Here is a 16,329-nt window from a genome sequence, read left to right as displayed (position 1 = left end):
AGCTGCCGTTCAATACGCGTGTTCGTCCGATTCCAGCGCCTTCGCATCGACCTCGCCGCGCATGACCCAGAAGGCCCAGCTGGTGTACCAGAGGATCAGGGGCACGAACACGAGCGTGAAGCCGGTCATCCACAGCAGCGTGGTCAGGCTGGACACCGAGTTCCACACCGTCAGGCTCTGCGAGGGATCCAGGCTGGAGGGCATCATGAAGGGGAACAGCGCCACGCCGGCCGTGCCGATCACGCCGATCCAGGCCAGCGCGCCCGACCACCAGGCCAGCGTGGAGCGCCGCGCGCGCACCGAGGCCAGCGCCAGCAGCATGCCCGCGTAGCCCAGCAGGGGCACCGCCCACAGCAGCGGCTGCGCGCGGAAGTTGCCCAGCCAGGCGCCGGCGTGCAGGCTCACCGTCTGCTGCAACGGGTTCTGCGCGGCGGCCGGCGCGGGCCCGGCGTCGAGCACGTAGCCGTGCATGCGCGACACCCACACGCCGCCGGCGGTGAACAGCACGAGCGCCAGCAGCAGCGCGCCCGAGGAGGCCGCGCGCGCGCGACGCGCCACGGCACCGCCGGCGCGCCCCATCAGCATGGCCGCGCCCATGTGGATGGACAGCGTCAGCGACAACAGCCCGCACAGCACCGCGAAGGGGTTCAGCAGGGCCAGGAAGCTGCCCGTGTAGTACGAGCGCATGTTCCAGCTGAAGTGGTAGGGAACGCCCAGCAGCATGTTGCCCATGCCGGCGCCGTAGATGATCATCGGAACCGCGCCGCTGACCAGCAGCGCCCAGTCCCAGGCCTCGCGCCACGCGGGCGAGGCGATCTTGCTGCGGTACTCGAAACCCAGCGGACGCACGATCATGGTCCACAGCAGCAGCAACATCACGATGTACAGCCCCGAGAAGGCCGTGGCGTAGATCAGCGGGAAGGCGGCGAAGATGGCGCCGCCCCCCAGGATGAACCACACCTGGTTGCCGTCCCAGTGCGGGCCGATGGCGTTGAGGCACACGCGGCGCTCGGTGTCGTTGCGCCCCACGAAGCGCAGCAGCGTGCCCACGCCCATGTCCATGCCCACCATGATGGCCAGGCCCATGAGCAGCACGCCCAACAGCAGCCACCACAACACCTTGAGAGCGAGATACAGGTCCATGGCTCAGTCTCCCTTGCGCATCATGGCCGCCGCGGGGGCGAAGCCGCCGCCCCAGGCGGGCCGGTGCGACCCGGCCGCCCCGCCGTCATGCTCGGGCGGGCCCTGGCGGATGAATCGCAGCATCAGGTACATCTCGATGGCGATGAACACCGAATACAGCGTGACGAAGCCGATGAGCGAGAAGGCCATGTAGCCCACGCTGTGGGTGGAGGCGCTCATCCAGGTGGGCAGCAGTCCGTACACCGTCCACGGCTGGCGCCCGAGCTCGGCGGTGAGCCAGCCGAATTCGCAGGCCAGGAAAGGTACCGGGATCATCCACGGCGCCAGGCGCAGGAACCAGCGCTGGCGCTGCAGGTCGCGGCGCAGCGTGAACAGCGTGGACAGCACGAAAAAGCCCAGCATCAGCAGCCCCATGCCCACCATCAGGCGGAAGCTCCAGAACTCGGCGAATACGTCGGGAATGCTGTCCCAGGCGGCCTTGTCGAGGTCGGCCGGGCTCAGGCGCGCCAGGTCGTCGTCCGGCGCGTAGCGCTCGGCGAGGAAGCCGTAGCCCAGGTCGGACTCGTGGGCCTGGAACTGCGCCGTCGCGGCCGCGTCGCCCGGTTTGGCGCTGAGCTGCTTGAGCGCCTGCACCGCCTGCACGCCGCTGACGATGCGCTCCCGGTTGTGCTGCACGATGGCGTCGATGCCCGGCACCGTCTGGTCCATGGTGTGGGTCAGCAGCGGCGTGAGCACGTAGGGAATGCGCAGCGCGAAGGCGTTGTCGTGGCGCTTCTGGTCGGGCCAGGCCACGACGTTGAAGGCGGCCGGCGCCGGCTCGGTCTTCCACATGGCCTCCATGGCCGCCAGTTTCGAGGGCTGCGCGTGGGCGCCCACGAAGCCCAGCGCGTCGCCCAGGGTGATGACGCCGGCCGTGGCCAGCACGCCGAACAGCGCGGCCATGCGGAAGGAACGCCGCGCCAGCTCGACGTGGCGCCCGCGGTACAGGTACCAGGCGCTGATGCCGCACACGAAGATGGAGGCCGTGACGTAGCCGGCGATGCTGGTGTGCACGAACTTGGCCTGCGCGTCGGGGCTGAAGATCAGCGCCGGCAGGCTGGTCAGCTCCATGCGCATGGTCACCGGGTTGAAATGCGCGCCCTGCGGGTCCTGCATGAAGCCGTTGGCCACCAGGATCCACAGCGCCGACAGGTTCGATCCCAGCGCCACCAGGTAGGTCACGAGCAGATGCTGCATCTTGCTCAGGCGCTTCCAGCCGAACACCATGAGTCCGATGAAGGTGGACTCCATGAAAAAGGCCATCAGCCCCTCGATGGCCAGCGGGGCGCCGAAGATGTCGCCGACGAAGCCCGAGTAGAAGGACCAGTTGGTGCCGAACTCGAACTCCATGGTCAGGCCGGTGGCCACGCCCAGGGCGAAATTGATCAGGAACAGCTTGCCCCAGAACTCCACCATGCGCCGGTAGATCTCGCGACCGGTGGTCACGTACACGGTTTCCATGGCCGCGAGCATGAAGGTCATGCCCAGCGTGAGGGGGACGAACAGGAAGTGGTACAGCGCGGTGGCGGCGAATTGCCAGCGCGAGAGTTCCACGACGGTGGGATTGATCATCGCATGCTCCCGGAGCCGCATCGAACAGTGGCGATCCGCGCGGGCGCCGGCCGGCACGGCCGTGGGTCGCTTCCACCCGCAGGATCCTAGGACGGAACCATAGGCCGTGCCGAGGCTGCGCGTCTTGACGGCCCGCAAAGTTCGGGAATACCCCAGGGGGGTGCCTCGGATGGTGTCAAAACAACAAGGCGTGCGCCATCTCATGGGTTGATATGGCAAATCAAAACCGATTCACCGTGATAATCGCGTTAAATTCGGGACAAACCCCGATGCCTGCCTCCGGCTCCTTGCCGCGGCCGGCCATCCGGGATCCGGCGCACGAGAACGCGGAACAACATGGTGAGACCAGTCGCTTCGGGGGGATTCACGCTGATCGAGCTGATGATCGTGGTGGCGATCGTCGCCGTGCTCGCGGCCGTGGGCATTCCGGCCTACAACGCCTACGTCATGCGCGGGTACATGCATGGCGCGCAGGACGCGCTGGTGGAGCAGGCCAACGAAGTGCAGAAGTACGCGCAGGACAACGAGAAATATCCGACGAGCTGCCCCAGCCCGGTGACCGCGACCAACTTCACCATCACCTGCTCGTCGACGACCTCCACCTCCTACACCATCACGGCCACCGGCACCGGGCCGGCGGCCGGATTCATCTTCACCCTGGACGACCAGGGCAGCAGGAAGACCCTGGGCGCGGCTCCGGGCTGGACCGCCAACGCGAACTGCTGGACCCGGGACCAGGAGGGCGACTGTGCGGTGCAATGACCTTCCCCTTCCCCTTCCCGCTTCCCGCCCGGGCGCGGACGCCGCGCAGGCGGGTTTCACGCTGCTGGAACTCCTGCTCACCATGGTGGTCATGGGGGTGCTGCTGGCGATCGCCGTGCCCTCTTTCCAGTCCCTGGTGCAAAGCCAGCACGGCACCGACCTGACCAACCAGTTCGCGCAGGACCTGGCCTGGGCGCAGGGCGAGGCGCTGTCCGGCCAGGCGGTGGTCATGACCCTCAACGCCGACGGCTCCTGGAGCGTCACCGAGGACACGTACGACGCCTCGAGCAGTTCGATCAAGTCGACCGCATTCCCGGGGCACTCCCTGAGCTCGACCCAGTTGCAGGCGGACGCGCCCGGGGTGAGCTGCTCCCTGGTGGGCGGCTCCACCACCAGTTGTGCGGCCACGCTGACTTTCAACTCCATCGGCACCGTCAGCGGCGCGCCGGTCGGCGTGATCCAGTACAAGACCGGCACCACCACCGCGTCCTTCCAGGTCTTCGCCTCCGGCACCCTCGTGCCCAATCCCAGCTATGCATCCTGAGCGCCAGCGTCCGCGTCGCCAGTTCGGGGCCAGCCTGATCGAGGTGCTGGTGGCCCTGCTGATCTTCTCCTTCGGCCTGCTGGGCCTGGCCGGGCTGTACGCGCGCGGCGCGCCCACACCCTTCGCCAACCAGAACGTGATCAACGTGCAGACGGCGGCCGACAGCCTGATGGCCGCGCTGGCCAACAACATGTCGGGCCTGCCCTCCAGCGGAGTCACCAAGGTGAGCGCGCCGGCCAGCATGCCCAGCTGGCTGAAGGACTGGCTGACCCAGGCCCAGGCGCAGATTCCCAGCCTGGCCGTGACCATCGTGCCGGGCAATGACGCTTCGGGTAACAGCTGCTCGTCGACCAGTTGCGGCATCACCGCCACGCTGTACTGGAACGACGGTTCCACCCAACGTTCGCAGGTATTCCATGCGCAGATCGGCATCCACAGCTGAAGCTCCGCGGGCGAGCGGGCGCCGGCGCCAGGCCGGCGTGACCCTGGTCGAGCTGATGGTGGCCATCGCGGTGGCCCTGATCATGTCGCTGTCGATCCTGGGCGTGCTGGTGTTCTCGGCCAGCAGCAGCAAGAACGCCACCACGCTGGGTACGCTGAACAACAACATCCGCGGCGTGCTCACGCTGATGACCCGTGATGCCAACAGCGCGGGCTTCATGCTGGGTGCCGCGCAGGCGCAGTGCGCGCTCACGCTGATGCACGATTCCAGCCTGACCACGCAGCCCCCGAACATCTACCCGGTGTGGGGGCAGGGCCAGACCCACGGCGGCAACCTGCCGTTCACCAACGGCACCACCAGCTATCCGCCCTCGGGCTGGTCCAACAAGACCCAGGTGCTGCTGTTCGCGGCCTCGCCCTCGGTGCCCCAGTACACCACCACCGGCGCCTCGCCCAACGTGCTGCTGCCGTCGCCCATTGCCACCGCGGCCTACGGCAGCAGCTGGTCGAGCACCATGACCAGCGGCACCCTGCAACTGACCACCACCTCGGGCCTGAGCGCCGGCGACGTGGCGATGCTGCAGGTGCCCATGAGCGGCGCCCTGGTGTGCATGCGCATTCCCGTGTCCACCATTTCCGGCACCAAGGTGACCAGCACGCCCGGCTCGAAGCTCATGCCGGCCAACGCCTACAGCGACTTCGCCACCCAGATCACGGGCAATTCCACCAGCTACGGCACGCTGAGCGTGGGCCAGCTGCAGCACGCGCGCCTGCTCGACCTCGGGCAGTCCACCAGCTCGATGCAGATCGTCGAGTACTGGATCGACAACAGCAACGGCTACCCGGTGCTGATGCGCAGCGTGTTCAGCGCCCTGACCGACAGCCTGATCGGCACCGACGCGCTGGCGCCGGGGGTGGTCAGCCTGCAGGCCCTGTTCGGCACCATCCCGCAGGGCACCGCGCCGGGCACCGCCATTCCCACCTTCAAGGCCTGGAGCGACGTGAACCCGGCGACCGACCAGGTGGTCTCGGTGGCGCTGGCCGTGGTCACGCGCACCCTGTACGACGACAGCAGCTACACCGCGCCGTCCAAGATCACGGTACCGCAGCCGGCCAGCGGGCTGACGGCGCCGGACGCCTTCACCGACTACAGCGTGTCCACCGCCGAGAAGCATCGGCATTTCCAGGTCAACACCATCGTGATCGCGCTGAGGGACGCAACATGGGAATGAGCCCCGCACGCGGCCGCGCACCCGGCGCGACGCGCCAGCGCGGCGCCATCCTGGTGTACGCGCTGATCGCGCTGCTGCTGATCTTCCTGGGCGCGCTGTTCGCCCTGCGCGGCGGGCTGACCGACACCGGCCTGACCGACCGCTTCAGCGAGCGCCAGAAGAACACCCAGGCCAGCGACCTGGCGCTGCAGTGGATCTCCACCCAGATCGGCACCACCGGCGCCACCTCCCCGCTGGAGGTGTCCGCGACCTCCCAGGCCTGGTACCTCAACGTCAGCCCGGCCAACGCCGTGACGCCGAGCCCCGACTACTGGCTGACCTGCATCAACAAGGCCACCTCCACGGACACCTGCGCGAAGGCCACCATGCCCACCGGCACGACCCAGACCGCCTGGGTGTTCGTGCAGCCCACCGGGCGCACCGACACCTCGGCCTGCAACACCCAGGGACTGACGGCGGTGTACTACGACGTGTGGGTGCACACGCTGGATGCGCGCGGCCAGGTCGGCACCGATACCGAGGCCGTCTACAAGCTGTGCATACGCTGAGGCGCCGACCCGGTTCGGGCGCGCACGGGAGAGAATGATCATGGGCAAGCCATCGCAGTGGATGTGCGCGGGTCTGGGGCTGTCGGCGCTGATGGCCTGCATGGGCACGGCCGACGCGCAGACCGCGAACGTCGTGCAGGACAACTTCACGGGCCACCAAGCCACCAACAGCTGGGTCGCGCTGGGTGGAGCGTGCCTGACCGCGGGGGACTCCAGCACCACGGTCACCAGCGGCATCGGCGTTCCGGCCTGCATCGGCGATCCCTACTACACCTCGGCCAAGCTGCCCTTCGTGGGCCTGCCTTCGGGCGGGACCGCCGCCGACGCGTCGGGGTCGGGCGCGCTGCGCCTGACCAACGGCGGCTCGCAGGGCGGCAACGAAGCCGGCGCGATCATTTCCACCGTGCCCTTCCTGGCCAACGAGGGCATCCAGGTCACCTTCACCACCTACACCTATGGCGGCAATGCCTACGGGGCGAGCAACGGCACCCACCCTGGCGCCGACGGCATCGGTTTCTACCTGATCGACGCCAGCCAGTACGGCGACGACAGCCCCTACCTGTCTTCGGGTTACTTCGGCGCAGGCGACCTGGGCGCCTTCGGGGGCAGCCTGGGCTACAGCTGCTCCAACGGAAACTCCCCGTACAACGGCATGATCGGCGGCTACGTGGGCCTGGGCATCGACGAGTACGGCAACTACCTGAACTACGCCGACAACACCAACACCGGGCAGACCTCGGTGGCCGCCAACGAGGGCCACCAGAACCCGGGCGAGTTCGGCCTGCGCGGCCCCGGCAGCGTGAACTGGGCCTGGCTGAACACCAACTACCCGCAGTACTACCCGAGTACCCTGACCTCGTCGGACCAGAAGGCCGCGGTCAAGGCCACCTGTTCCACGGGCACGCTGTGGAACTACAACACCACCTCGACGACCTCGCCGCAGGCTGTGCAGACCAGCACCGCCTACAGCTGCCCCGCGGTCACGATTCCGGGGACGACCTACGCGGACCTGAACCAGAAATACTCAACCTACTACCCGCCCCAGCAGAGCGGCAAGGATTCGAGCAGCGGTCCTGGGGCTACCACCGCGCAACAGGGCCTGAACGACACCTGCACGGGCACGTCCAGCTTCCTGTATCGGTACGCCTACAGCAGCTATTACAAGACAGGCTATTGGAACAAGCAGTCGACAAAGATCACCTGCAGCCAGAGCACCACGACCGGCTACAGCACCACCTATGCGAATCTCAGTTCCGCCTACCCGAGCGACTATCCCTCGTCGCTGAGTTCGTCGCTGCAGACCCAGGCGCTGCAGAACACCTGCAGCACGGGCTACGTGTACGACTACTCGCAGTACGCCCTGCCCAGCTCGCCCTACGACACCAGCACTCCGGTCAACGACTACAGCGTGATCCAGTCCTCGGTGGTCACGCTTCCCACGAGCACGCCCATCTCGTCGCAGGAGGGCAGTTCCTCGGCCGTGCGCACCAAGGCGACCCCGATCACCTACAAGGTGATCATCACCTCCGCCGGGCTGCTTTCCTTCTATTACGACTACGGCAACCTGACCAATCCGGACGGCAGCCTGGCGTTCAAGCAGGTGATGAACCAGGTGCCGATTTCCGATACCAACGGAGCGCCTCCGAGCAGCTACCTGTTCGGTTTCGGCGGCTCCACCGGCGGCGGCACCAACGTGCACGAGATCACCTGCTTCGAGGCCTCGCCGGCGGCCCGCACCATCGGCTCGCCGGTGGCGCCGCTGACGGTGACTTCGGGCAGCCTGCTGTACACCCTGACCTCCAACCCCAGCCCGGTGCAGGGCTACGTCAACGCCTACGGCCTGGACGCCGCTGGCAACCCGAGCAGCACGGCGTCCTGGGAGGCCGGCAGCAAGATGACCGACGCGCTGCGCAGCGGCGGGCTGTATTCGACGGGTTCCGACGGCCAGACCGCGACCCTGCTGAGCTCGCTGGACAGCGCGGCCTTCGGCCTGCCCGCCACCCCCACCACCTGCGTGCCCAGCACCTCGGCGGTGGTCAACTACACCGTGGACCCCAACACCAGCTATTCCGCGACGCCCACGGGCTGCAGCGCGCCCTACCTGGGTTCGCGCGCGGTGGGCTCGCTGCTCGACGAATTCTCGCCCGGCGACTACGCCACGCTGCTGAACCCGCCGAACGACCCCACGCTGCTGACCATGCCGGGCTACGCGACCTTCGCGCAGACCGAATCCAAGCGCGCGCCGGCGCTGCTGTTCAGTAACGACGACGGCTTCCTGTATTCGGTGGACGCCAGCACCGGCACGATGAACTGGGGCTGGATGCCGCGCTCCTTCGTCAGCGGCCTGCAGAACTACACCACCTTCCCGTACCAGGACAACTTCGCCGGCAAGTTCGCGGTGGCCGACGCCTACGACACCTCGGCCTCGCCCGCCGCCTGGGGGAGCTACGTGATCGGCAGCGCCGCCGGGGGGGCGCTCTGGTATGACCTGAAGCTGCTCGACGGCACGGCCGGCTCGGGGAGCACCGAAGTGCCGACCCCCTCCAAGGTCATCGCCACCTTCGGGCCCTACCAGGCCACCATGCCGGCCAACACCACCGCGCTGCCCAGCGGCACCACCGTGGGCTACCCGCAACGCCAGGCGCCGGTCGTGGCCTCGATCGGAACCAGCCAGTACGCCGCGTTCCTGGTGAACGCGAGCAGCAGCGGCGGCAGCACCTCCACCTACCTGTACGAGTTCAACATCGCCACCGGGGCGTCGACCAATGCGCTGATCCCGGCCTCGGCCATCGGCAGCACCGGGCAGTACGTGACCAGCAACCTGTTCTACGACGGCAGCTCCGGGGTGATGTATTTCGGCACCTCCGACGGCAAGGTGTACTCGATGTCCTTCACCGGCGACGCGTCCACCGACATCGGCAACATCGGCCAGCTGGGCAGCACCGAGGACCAGCAGGCGGTGCAGTTTGTCGGCTACCAGCAGTACAAGAACCAGCCCTACCTGTGGGCCACCAGCACCACCGTGATCACGGTGTTCGGCATCAACAATGCCGGCTGGAACCCGCTGTGGGCCAGCGGCCCGGGCAAGAGCTACTCCTGGGGCACCTCGGGGTGGACCCAGTTGTCGAGCAGCACCACGCCCGCACCGCTGCAGACCGGCGCCACCATCTCCGACCTGCCGCTGGTGGTCAACGGGGTGCTGGTGGTGCCGATCTACGTGCCGCCGTCGGCGGTCGCGCAGGCCTGCAACGTGGCGGGCGAGGGCTACTACGACTTTTTCGACCTGCCCTCGGGCACCTTCCCGCTCAACAAGGTCGAGCAGAACGGCAAGTACCTCACCGCCAACCTCGACCTGGGCGAGGGCAAGGCCTATTCGCCCAGCATCTCGATCTCCGGCACCGCGCTGCCCCTGTACGGCAGCACCCAGCAGACCCAGAACCCGCAAAGCCCGCTGTTGTTCAGCCGCTCAGGACTGAACACCATCGTGCAGTGGCGCATCCATTGAGTCACTTGCGCGGCCCCGCGCCGGCGTCCGCCGTCCACAGGTGCAAGGCCGCGTAGGCGCGCCAGGGGCGCCACGCGGCGGCCCGGGCGAGCAGCTCGGGCGCACCGGGGCGCCGGCCGTCCACCGCGACGGCCCGCGCCAGGCCGACGTCGCCGGCGGGAAAGGCGTCCGGCTGGCGCAGCGCGCGCATCGCGATGTACTGCGCCGTCCAGTCGCCGATGCCGGGCAGCGCGCGCAGCCGCGCCAGCGAGGCTTCCAGCGCCTGCGTGCCCGTGCCGTCGCCGAGCAGCCCCGGGTCCTGCGCCGCCGCGCGCGCGAGCCCGCATAGCGCGGCGGCGCGGGCGCGGGGCATGCGTAGCGCCAGGCCCAGCTCCTGCGCCTCGGCCACCCGCGCGGCGCGGGGGAACAGGCGATCGATGCCGGCGAACACCGCATCCGGCGGGGCCGGCAAGGCTTCGCCGTGCAGCGCCACCAGGCGTGCGGCCAGGGTGCGCGCCGCGCCCAGCGTGACCTGCTGCCCCAGCACCGCGCGCACGCCGAGTTCGAAGCCCTCCCAGGCGCCCGGAACCCGCAGCCCGGGGCGCGCGGCGACCAGCGGCTCCAGCAGCGCGTCGCGTCCGAGGTGGGCGAGCATGGGTCCGGGATCGGTGTCGAGGTCGAACAGGTGGCGCAGGCGGGCGAGCAGCCGGGGGCCCGGGCTGCCCTGGACCAGATGCAGCTCGGCGCGCAAGGCCGATTCGCGCGGCGCCGGGCGCACCAGCATCCAGCCGCGCGCATCGTCCACGCGGATGCTGCGCGCGTAGGCCTCGCCGTGCACGGCCTCCACGCCGGGAATCGCCCGCAGCGCCAGGAAGCCGAGCATGGCCGGCCAGTCGTAGGGCGGCCGCAGCGGCAGGTCCAGCAGGAAGCGGCGCGCCCCGGGCCCGGCCGCCGGATCGGTGTTCATGGCCCGCCGAACCCCGGCCCGCGCGCGTGCACGGCCTCAGCCGTCCACCGGCCGCGCCGGCGTGTCCAGCAGCAACTCGTAGAAGGCCAGGTCCAGCCAGCGGCCGAACTTGAAGCCGACCTGCGGCAGCGTGCCCACGTGGCGGAAGCCCAGGCTGTCGTGCAGGGCGATGCTGCCGGCGTTGGAGGCGTCGATGCCGCCGATCATCGCGTGCAGGCCCTGCTCGCGCGCGGCCTCGATCAGGCGCCGCATCACCAGGCGCCCGAGCCCGCGGCCGCGCTGATCCTTGTGCACGTACACCGAGTGCTCCACCGTGTACTTGTAGGCCGGCCACGCGCGAAAGCTGCCGTAGCTGCCGAAGGCCAGCAGGGTGCCGGCGGCGTCCTCGGCGCCGATCACCGGGAAGCCGCCGCGGCGCTTGGCGTCGAACCAGGCCACCATGCTCTGCGGCTCGCGCGCCTTGTAGTCGTACAGCGCGGTCGAGTGCTCGATCGCCTCGTTGAAAATGTCCAGGATCGCTCCCGCGTGGCGCTCGAAGCTGCAACCCACGATCTCGACTGCATCCATCGCCTGTTTCCCCTGCTGGTTCCCTTGCATCGAAGCCCTCGATGCTAAGTCACCGCGGGCCCGCGCCCGCCTTCCGGCGGCGCGCGCTCAGGCGCCGCGCGCCACCTGCTGCCCCGCGTGCGGGTGCAGCGCGAAGCTGTCGCGCACGCCGAGCAGCGACACCGCCGCCACCAGCACGAAGGCGATGCGAAAGGCGAAGGCCGGCGCTGCCTGCGGCGCCAGCAGCGTGCCGGCGTGCCAGGCCACGGCGCCCAGCGCCACGCCCAGGCCCATGGCCAGCTGGAACACCGCCGAGAACAGGGTGTTGGCCGCCGTCATGGCCCGCGGCTCGATGTCGGCGAATGCCAGGGTGTTGAAGGCGGTGAACTGCATCGAGCGGGTCATGCCCCCGGCGAACAGGACCGCGCACACCAGCGCCAGGGGCATGCCCGGCCCGAGGCCCGCGCAGGCGGCGATGGCGCAGGCGTTGAGCAGGCCGTTGACCACCAGCACGCGGCGAAAGCCGAAGCGGCGCAGCACCTGGGTGGTGCCCAGTTTCATCAGCAGGTTGCCGGCGAACACGGCCATCAGCATGCCGCCGGCCTGCAGCGGCGTGTAGCCGAAGCCCAGCTGGAACATCAGCGGCAGCAGGAAGGGCACCGCGCTGACCCCCATGCGGAACAGCGAGCCGCCGCGCACGGTCACGGCGAAGCTCGGCACCCGCAGCGCCGACAGCCGCAGCATCGGATGCGGGCTGCGCTGGAGGTGCCGCACGCCCAGGAACAGCAGCGCCAGCCCGCAGGCCGCCGCGCCCGTGGCGGGGATCCAGGGCACGCGCGGGCCGGCCAGCATGTCGGCCACGCTCAGCAGCGCGAGCAGGGCGCCCGCGCACAGCACGAAGCCGCGCCAGTCGAAGGGCTCGCCCGCCTGCCCCCGCGTGTCGGGCACCAGCAGCAGGGCCGCCGGCAGCGCCAGCAGGCCCAGTGGCAGGTTGAGGTAGAAGATCCAGCGCCAGTTCGCCTGCTGCGCCAGCAGCCCGCCCAGCGGCGGGCCCAGCACCGGGGCCACCAGCGCCGGCCAGGTCAGCGTGGCGATGGCCTGCACCAGGCGCTGCTTGGGGGTCACGCGCAGCACCACCAGTCGTCCCACCGGCACCATCAGCGCCCCGCCGATGCCCTGCAGCACGCGCATGGCGACGAATTCGGCGAGCCCGCCGGCGTGGCCGCACAGCCAGGAGGCGAGGGTGAACAGCACGATCGCCGAGGCGAACACCCTGCGCGCGCCGAAGCGATCAGCGATCCAGCCGCTGGCCGGAATGAACACGCCCAGGGTCAGCATGTAGGCGCTCACCCCGGTGTTCAGCGCCACCGGGGGCACCGCGAAGCTGGCGGCCATCTGCGGAATGGCCGGAGTGATCACCGTGGCGTCCAGGTTCTCCATGAAGAAGGTGCCGGCCACCAGCAGCGCCACCGCGCCGAGGCCGCGTTGCCGGAACTCCTCGGAATCCGTCGAATTCATGGGGACGAAGCGTCCGGGGGGCGGCGAGCCGAGACGGGGTGACCGGCGCCGGGCGTCGCCGCGGGCGCTTCAGCGCTCGCCGAAGGCCGGTACCGGCGCCGGTGCCAGCGGGGGCTTCGCCCGCACCAGCAGGATGGCCAGCGCGGCACCCAGGCAGGCGATGCCGGCGATGAACAGCGAAGGCGAGTAGGTGTCGAGCAGCGAGCGCATCAGGCCGGCGCCATAGGCGGCGGTGGCCGCGCCCAGCTGGTGCGCCGCGAACACCCAGCCGAAGATCAGCCCGGCGCGCTCCGGGCCGAAGCGCGCGCCGGCGAGTTTCACGGTGGGCGGCACGGTGGCGATCCAGTCCAGCCCGTAGAACACGGCGAACAGCGCCAGGCCCGACAGCGTGAACTGCAGGTAGGGCAGCCACAGCAGCGACAGGCCGCGCAGGCCGTAGTACATGAACAGCAGCTTGCGGTTGTCGAAACGGTCCGACAGGTAGCCCGACAGCGTGGTGCCGACCAGGTCGCAGGCGCCCATCATGGACAGCACCGAGGCCGCCGGAACCGGCCCCAGGCCGTGGTCGCCGCACAGGGAGATGAAGTGGGTCTGCACCAGGCCGTTGGTGCTCAGGCCGCAGATGAAGAAGGTGGCGGCCAGCACCCAGAACGTGGGCACGCGCACGGCTTCGGCCAGGGTGCGGAAGGGCAGGCCCCAGTCGGCGCGCGGCGCGCTGGCCGCCGGGGCGGTGCCCGGCGCGGCGCCGTAGGGAAGCTGGCCCACGGCCTCGGGGCTGGAGGCCACGAACAGCAGCGCCAGCACGGAGACGAGGGCGGTGGCGGCCACCACCGGCAGCAGGGCCATGCGCCAGCCGTGGTGCTCGATCAGCCAGGCCGCCAGCGGCAGGAACACCAGCTGCCCGGTGGCGCTGCTGGCCGCCAGCAGGCCCATGACCAGGCCGCGGCGCTGCACGAACCAGCGGTTGACCACGGTGGCGCCCAGCACCATGGCCGTCAGCCCCGAGCCCACGCCCAGCCCCAGGCCCCACAGCACGAAGGCCTGGTCGATGTCGTGCATGCGCGTGCCCAGCAGCAGCGCGACGGCGATCAGCGCGGTGGCGAAAGCCACCACGCGCGCCACGCCGTAGCGCAACAGCACGACGGCGGCGAAGGGGCCCAGCAGGCCGTACAGCGCGAAGCGGGTGGCGAACACGGCCGACAGTTCCGCGGTGCTCCAGCCGAATTCGCGCGACAGGGGCTGCAGCAGCACCCCCGGCATGCCCAGCGCGGCCGAGGTCACCAGCATGGCCACGAAGGTGATCGCCGCCACGGCCCAGGCGTAGTGGATGCCGCGGCGTTCCAGGCGGGCGGCAAGGCGGTTGGCGAGCATCGGCGGGGTTCCTGGCGGGAAGGCGTTCGCGCCGCGCGCATGCGCGGCGACCCTGGGAACCGAGATGCTATTCGGCCTTGGCCGGAAATGCAGGGGGCGCTTCGGCCCGCGGGTCGTGGCCGCCCAGGCGCAGCGTGCAGGCCAGCCCGGCGGTGATCACCGCGCACAGCGCCAGCGGCGCGATGCCGCTGAGCGAGGAGCGGGTCCAGTCCCACAACTGGCCGCTGAAGATCGACACCGCCATGGCCCAGCCGTAGCTGATGGTGAACATGCCGGCCGAGGTGCGCGGCACGTCCGCCGGCGCGCACAGCAGCGAGGGCAGCGCGAAGGCCAGGATCAGGGTGATGGAGTTGGAAAAGCCCAGCACCGCGCACCAGACCACGATGCCCTCGCCGCGCGAGGCGATGATGCCCAGCACGCTGAGCAGGGACAGCGAGGCGGTGGCCACGTAGGCCCAGCGCCGCGTGGCCAGGCGCCCGGCCAGCGCGAGCATCAGGAAGGAGGCCGGAAGCTGCGCCACGTTCAGCGCCGTCAGCGCGCTTTCGATGAGTTCCGGGTGGCCGGCGGCGGTGGCGAAATCGGGCAGGAAGGCGTTGGCGACGAAATACATGGCGTTGACCCCGCCGAGCAGGAAGCCCAGGCGCCAGATCAGCGGGTGCTTCCAGTCGGGGATCCACTGGCGCGCGTTGGCAGCCGGGCGCCCCTTCGGCACCAGGTGGCGCCCGTAGGCCAGCACCAGCACGGCGGTGAGCAGCACCGGCAGCGCCCACAGCGCCACCGCGCCGCGCCAATGCTGCCCCACCAGCGGCAGCACCAGCGGGCGGGTCAGCGAGGCGGAGAGGATCTCGCCCACCAGCAGTCCGTTGGTGTACACGGCGGTGGCGAAGCCGATGCGCCGGGGAAAGCGGTTGCGCACCAGCGGGGGCAGCGCGGGCTGGGTGACGGCCACTCCGGCGGCCATCAGCGCGGTGGTCGCGTACAGGAAGTCCACGTGCGGCACCAGGCCGCGCGCCGCCGAGGCGAGGGCATTGAGCGCGAGCCCGGCGAGCAGCGTGGCGCCGATGCCGAAGCGCGCCACCAGGAAGGCCCCGGGAATCGCCGCCAGCGCGAACATCAGCGAGGGCAGCGAGGACAGCAGGCCGACCTGGCCTTCGCTCAGGTGCAGCTCCGCGTGCAGCAGGGGCATCAGCGGCGGCACCGCCAGGATGGTCATGCGCAGGCAGGCGCCCACCAGCCACAGCACGGCCAGGGCCACGAGGTCGTTGTCCTGCTCGGCGCTACCAGGAAGGGGCTGGGTCAAGGCGGACTCCGCGAAGGCGCGAAATGTCCGCGATCTTAGATGCGTCGGCAGCCGGACGCCGGATCCCCATCGGCATAGACTCGCGGGCTGATTCCCCGATGGAGCGACCGGCGATGTTCCCGAAATCCGCGATCCTGGCCCTGGCGCCGGGCGGCCGCCTGCGCGCGGCGATCAACCTGGGCAACCCGATCCTGGCCGGGCGCGATCCCGGCACCGGCGAGGCCCGCGGCGTGTCGGTGGATCTGGCGCGGCGCCTGGCCGGCCAGCTCGGGCTGGAACTGGACCTGGTGGTGGTGGACACGGCTGGCAAGTCGGTGGAGGTGGTCGCGCGCGGCGAGGCGGACGTGGGCTTTTTCGCTATCGACCCGGTGCGCGGCCGGGACATCGCCTTCACCGCCCCCTACGTGCTGATCGAGGGCTGCTACCTGGTGCGCGAGGCCTCCCCGATCCGCGCCAACGAGCAGGTCGACCGCGACGGCATCAGCGTGGTGGTGGGCCAGGGCAGCGCCTACGACCTGTTCCTCACGCGCGAACTGCGCCACGCCGACATCGTGCGCGCGCCGAGCTCGCCCGCCGTGGTGGACGTCTTCGTGGCGGGCGAGGGCGACGTGGCCGCCGGCGTGAAGCAGCAGCTCGAGGCCGACGCCGGGCGCGTCGGCGGGCTGCGCCTGCTGGACGGGCGTTTCATGGTCATCCAGCAGGCGATGGGCCTGCCCAGGAGCGCCGGCGCCGACGCGGCAGCGCTGCTGGCGGATTTCGTGGAGCAGGCGAAGTCCGACGGCTTCGTCGCCGAGGCGCTGGCGCGCCACCGCGTGCAGGGCGCCTCGGTGGCGCCGGCAGCGATCGGCTGATGCCGCGCTGC

General features: G+C 70.1%; 14 protein-coding genes. 7 read left to right on the top strand and 7 right to left on the bottom strand.

Annotated elements, in window-relative coordinates:
• Positions 1 to 9: 9 nt before the first annotated feature.
• Together cydB and D466_RS0108980 are read right to left on the bottom strand one after the other, a co-directional pair.
• The gene (cydB, locus tag D466_RS0108985) at positions 10 to 1,143 is read right to left on the bottom strand and encodes a cytochrome d ubiquinol oxidase subunit II (protein ID WP_018913382.1); all 1,134 of its coding nucleotides are present in this window, start codon (positions 1,141 to 1,143) and stop codon (positions 10 to 12) included.
• 3 nt (positions 1,144 to 1,146) lie between these two features.
• Positions 1,147 to 2,754, bottom strand: a complete 1,608-nt coding sequence (locus tag D466_RS0108980; RefSeq protein WP_018913381.1) for a cytochrome ubiquinol oxidase subunit I — start codon at positions 2,752 to 2,754, stop codon at positions 1,147 to 1,149.
• Positions 2,755 to 3,090: 336 nt separating this feature from the next.
• On the opposite strand from D466_RS0108980, the gene D466_RS24760 reads away from it, so the two are divergent.
• From D466_RS24760 to D466_RS0108950, 6 genes are read left to right on the top strand one after another with little or no spacing between them, the layout of a single operon-like run.
• Positions 3,091 to 3,516, top strand: coding sequence for a type IV pilin protein (locus D466_RS24760; RefSeq protein WP_018913380.1), 426 nt, complete (start codon positions 3,091 to 3,093; stop codon positions 3,514 to 3,516).
• Positions 3,503 to 4,060, top strand: coding sequence for a prepilin-type N-terminal cleavage/methylation domain-containing protein (locus D466_RS0108970; RefSeq protein ID WP_018913379.1), 558 nt, complete (start codon positions 3,503 to 3,505; stop codon positions 4,058 to 4,060). Before D466_RS24760 ends, D466_RS0108970 begins: the two co-directional genes overlap by 14 nt.
• Positions 4,050 to 4,502, top strand: coding sequence for a prepilin-type N-terminal cleavage/methylation domain-containing protein (locus tag D466_RS0108965; protein WP_018913378.1), 453 nt, complete (start codon positions 4,050 to 4,052; stop codon positions 4,500 to 4,502). Before D466_RS0108970 ends, D466_RS0108965 begins: the two co-directional genes overlap by 11 nt.
• Positions 4,477 to 5,733: a PilW family protein gene (locus D466_RS0108960; protein WP_196803454.1), complete on the top strand. Its 1,257-nt coding sequence runs from the start codon at positions 4,477 to 4,479 to the stop codon at positions 5,731 to 5,733. The genes D466_RS0108965 and D466_RS0108960 overlap by 26 nt, the downstream gene beginning before the upstream one ends.
• Positions 5,724 to 6,281, top strand: coding sequence for a hypothetical protein (locus D466_RS0108955; RefSeq protein ID WP_196803453.1), 558 nt, complete (start codon positions 5,724 to 5,726; stop codon positions 6,279 to 6,281). The genes D466_RS0108960 and D466_RS0108955 overlap by 10 nt, the downstream gene beginning before the upstream one ends.
• 40 nt (positions 6,282 to 6,321) lie before the next feature.
• Positions 6,322 to 9,786, top strand: a complete 3,465-nt coding sequence (locus D466_RS0108950; RefSeq protein ID WP_156004147.1) for a hypothetical protein — start codon at positions 6,322 to 6,324, stop codon at positions 9,784 to 9,786.
• A 1-nt stretch (position 9,787) separates the two neighbouring features.
• Here D466_RS0108950 and D466_RS0108945 read toward each other — a convergent pair whose 3' ends face one another.
• From D466_RS0108945 to D466_RS21220, 5 genes are all read right to left on the bottom strand, one after another.
• Positions 9,788 to 10,732, bottom strand: coding sequence for a DNA-3-methyladenine glycosylase (locus tag D466_RS0108945; RefSeq protein WP_018913374.1), 945 nt, complete (start codon positions 10,730 to 10,732; stop codon positions 9,788 to 9,790).
• A 36-nt stretch (positions 10,733 to 10,768) separates the two neighbouring features.
• Complete coding sequence (locus D466_RS0108940) at positions 10,769 to 11,299, bottom strand: GNAT family N-acetyltransferase (protein WP_018913373.1); 531 nt, start codon at positions 11,297 to 11,299, stop codon at positions 10,769 to 10,771.
• Between the two features lie 87 nt (positions 11,300 to 11,386).
• Entirely contained in the window at positions 11,387 to 12,796 is a 1,410-nt protein-coding gene (locus D466_RS0108935) for an MFS transporter (protein WP_018913372.1), read from the bottom strand.
• A gap of 69 nt (positions 12,797 to 12,865) precedes the next feature.
• Positions 12,866 to 14,167: an MFS transporter gene (locus D466_RS0108930; protein WP_018913371.1), complete on the bottom strand. Its 1,302-nt coding sequence runs from the start codon at positions 14,165 to 14,167 to the stop codon at positions 12,866 to 12,868.
• 67 nt (positions 14,168 to 14,234) lie between these two features.
• Positions 14,235 to 15,467 (bottom strand): CynX/NimT family MFS transporter, encoded by a 1,233-nt coding sequence (locus tag D466_RS21220; RefSeq protein WP_018913370.1) that lies wholly within the window; start codon positions 15,465 to 15,467, stop codon positions 14,235 to 14,237.
• A gap of 113 nt (positions 15,468 to 15,580) precedes the next feature.
• Here D466_RS21220 and D466_RS0108920 point away from each other — a divergent pair, with 113 nt between their 5' ends.
• Positions 15,581 to 16,318: an ABC transporter substrate-binding protein gene (locus D466_RS0108920; protein WP_018913369.1), complete on the top strand. Its 738-nt coding sequence runs from the start codon at positions 15,581 to 15,583 to the stop codon at positions 16,316 to 16,318.
• The last annotated feature ends 11 nt before the right edge of the window (positions 16,319 to 16,329 follow it).

It is taken from the genome of Thiomonas sp. FB-6 (assembly GCF_000377645.1).
Lineage (GTDB): Bacteria > Pseudomonadota > Gammaproteobacteria > Burkholderiales > Burkholderiaceae_C > Thiomonas_A.
This window is presented reverse-complemented; position numbering and strand designations above follow the sequence as displayed.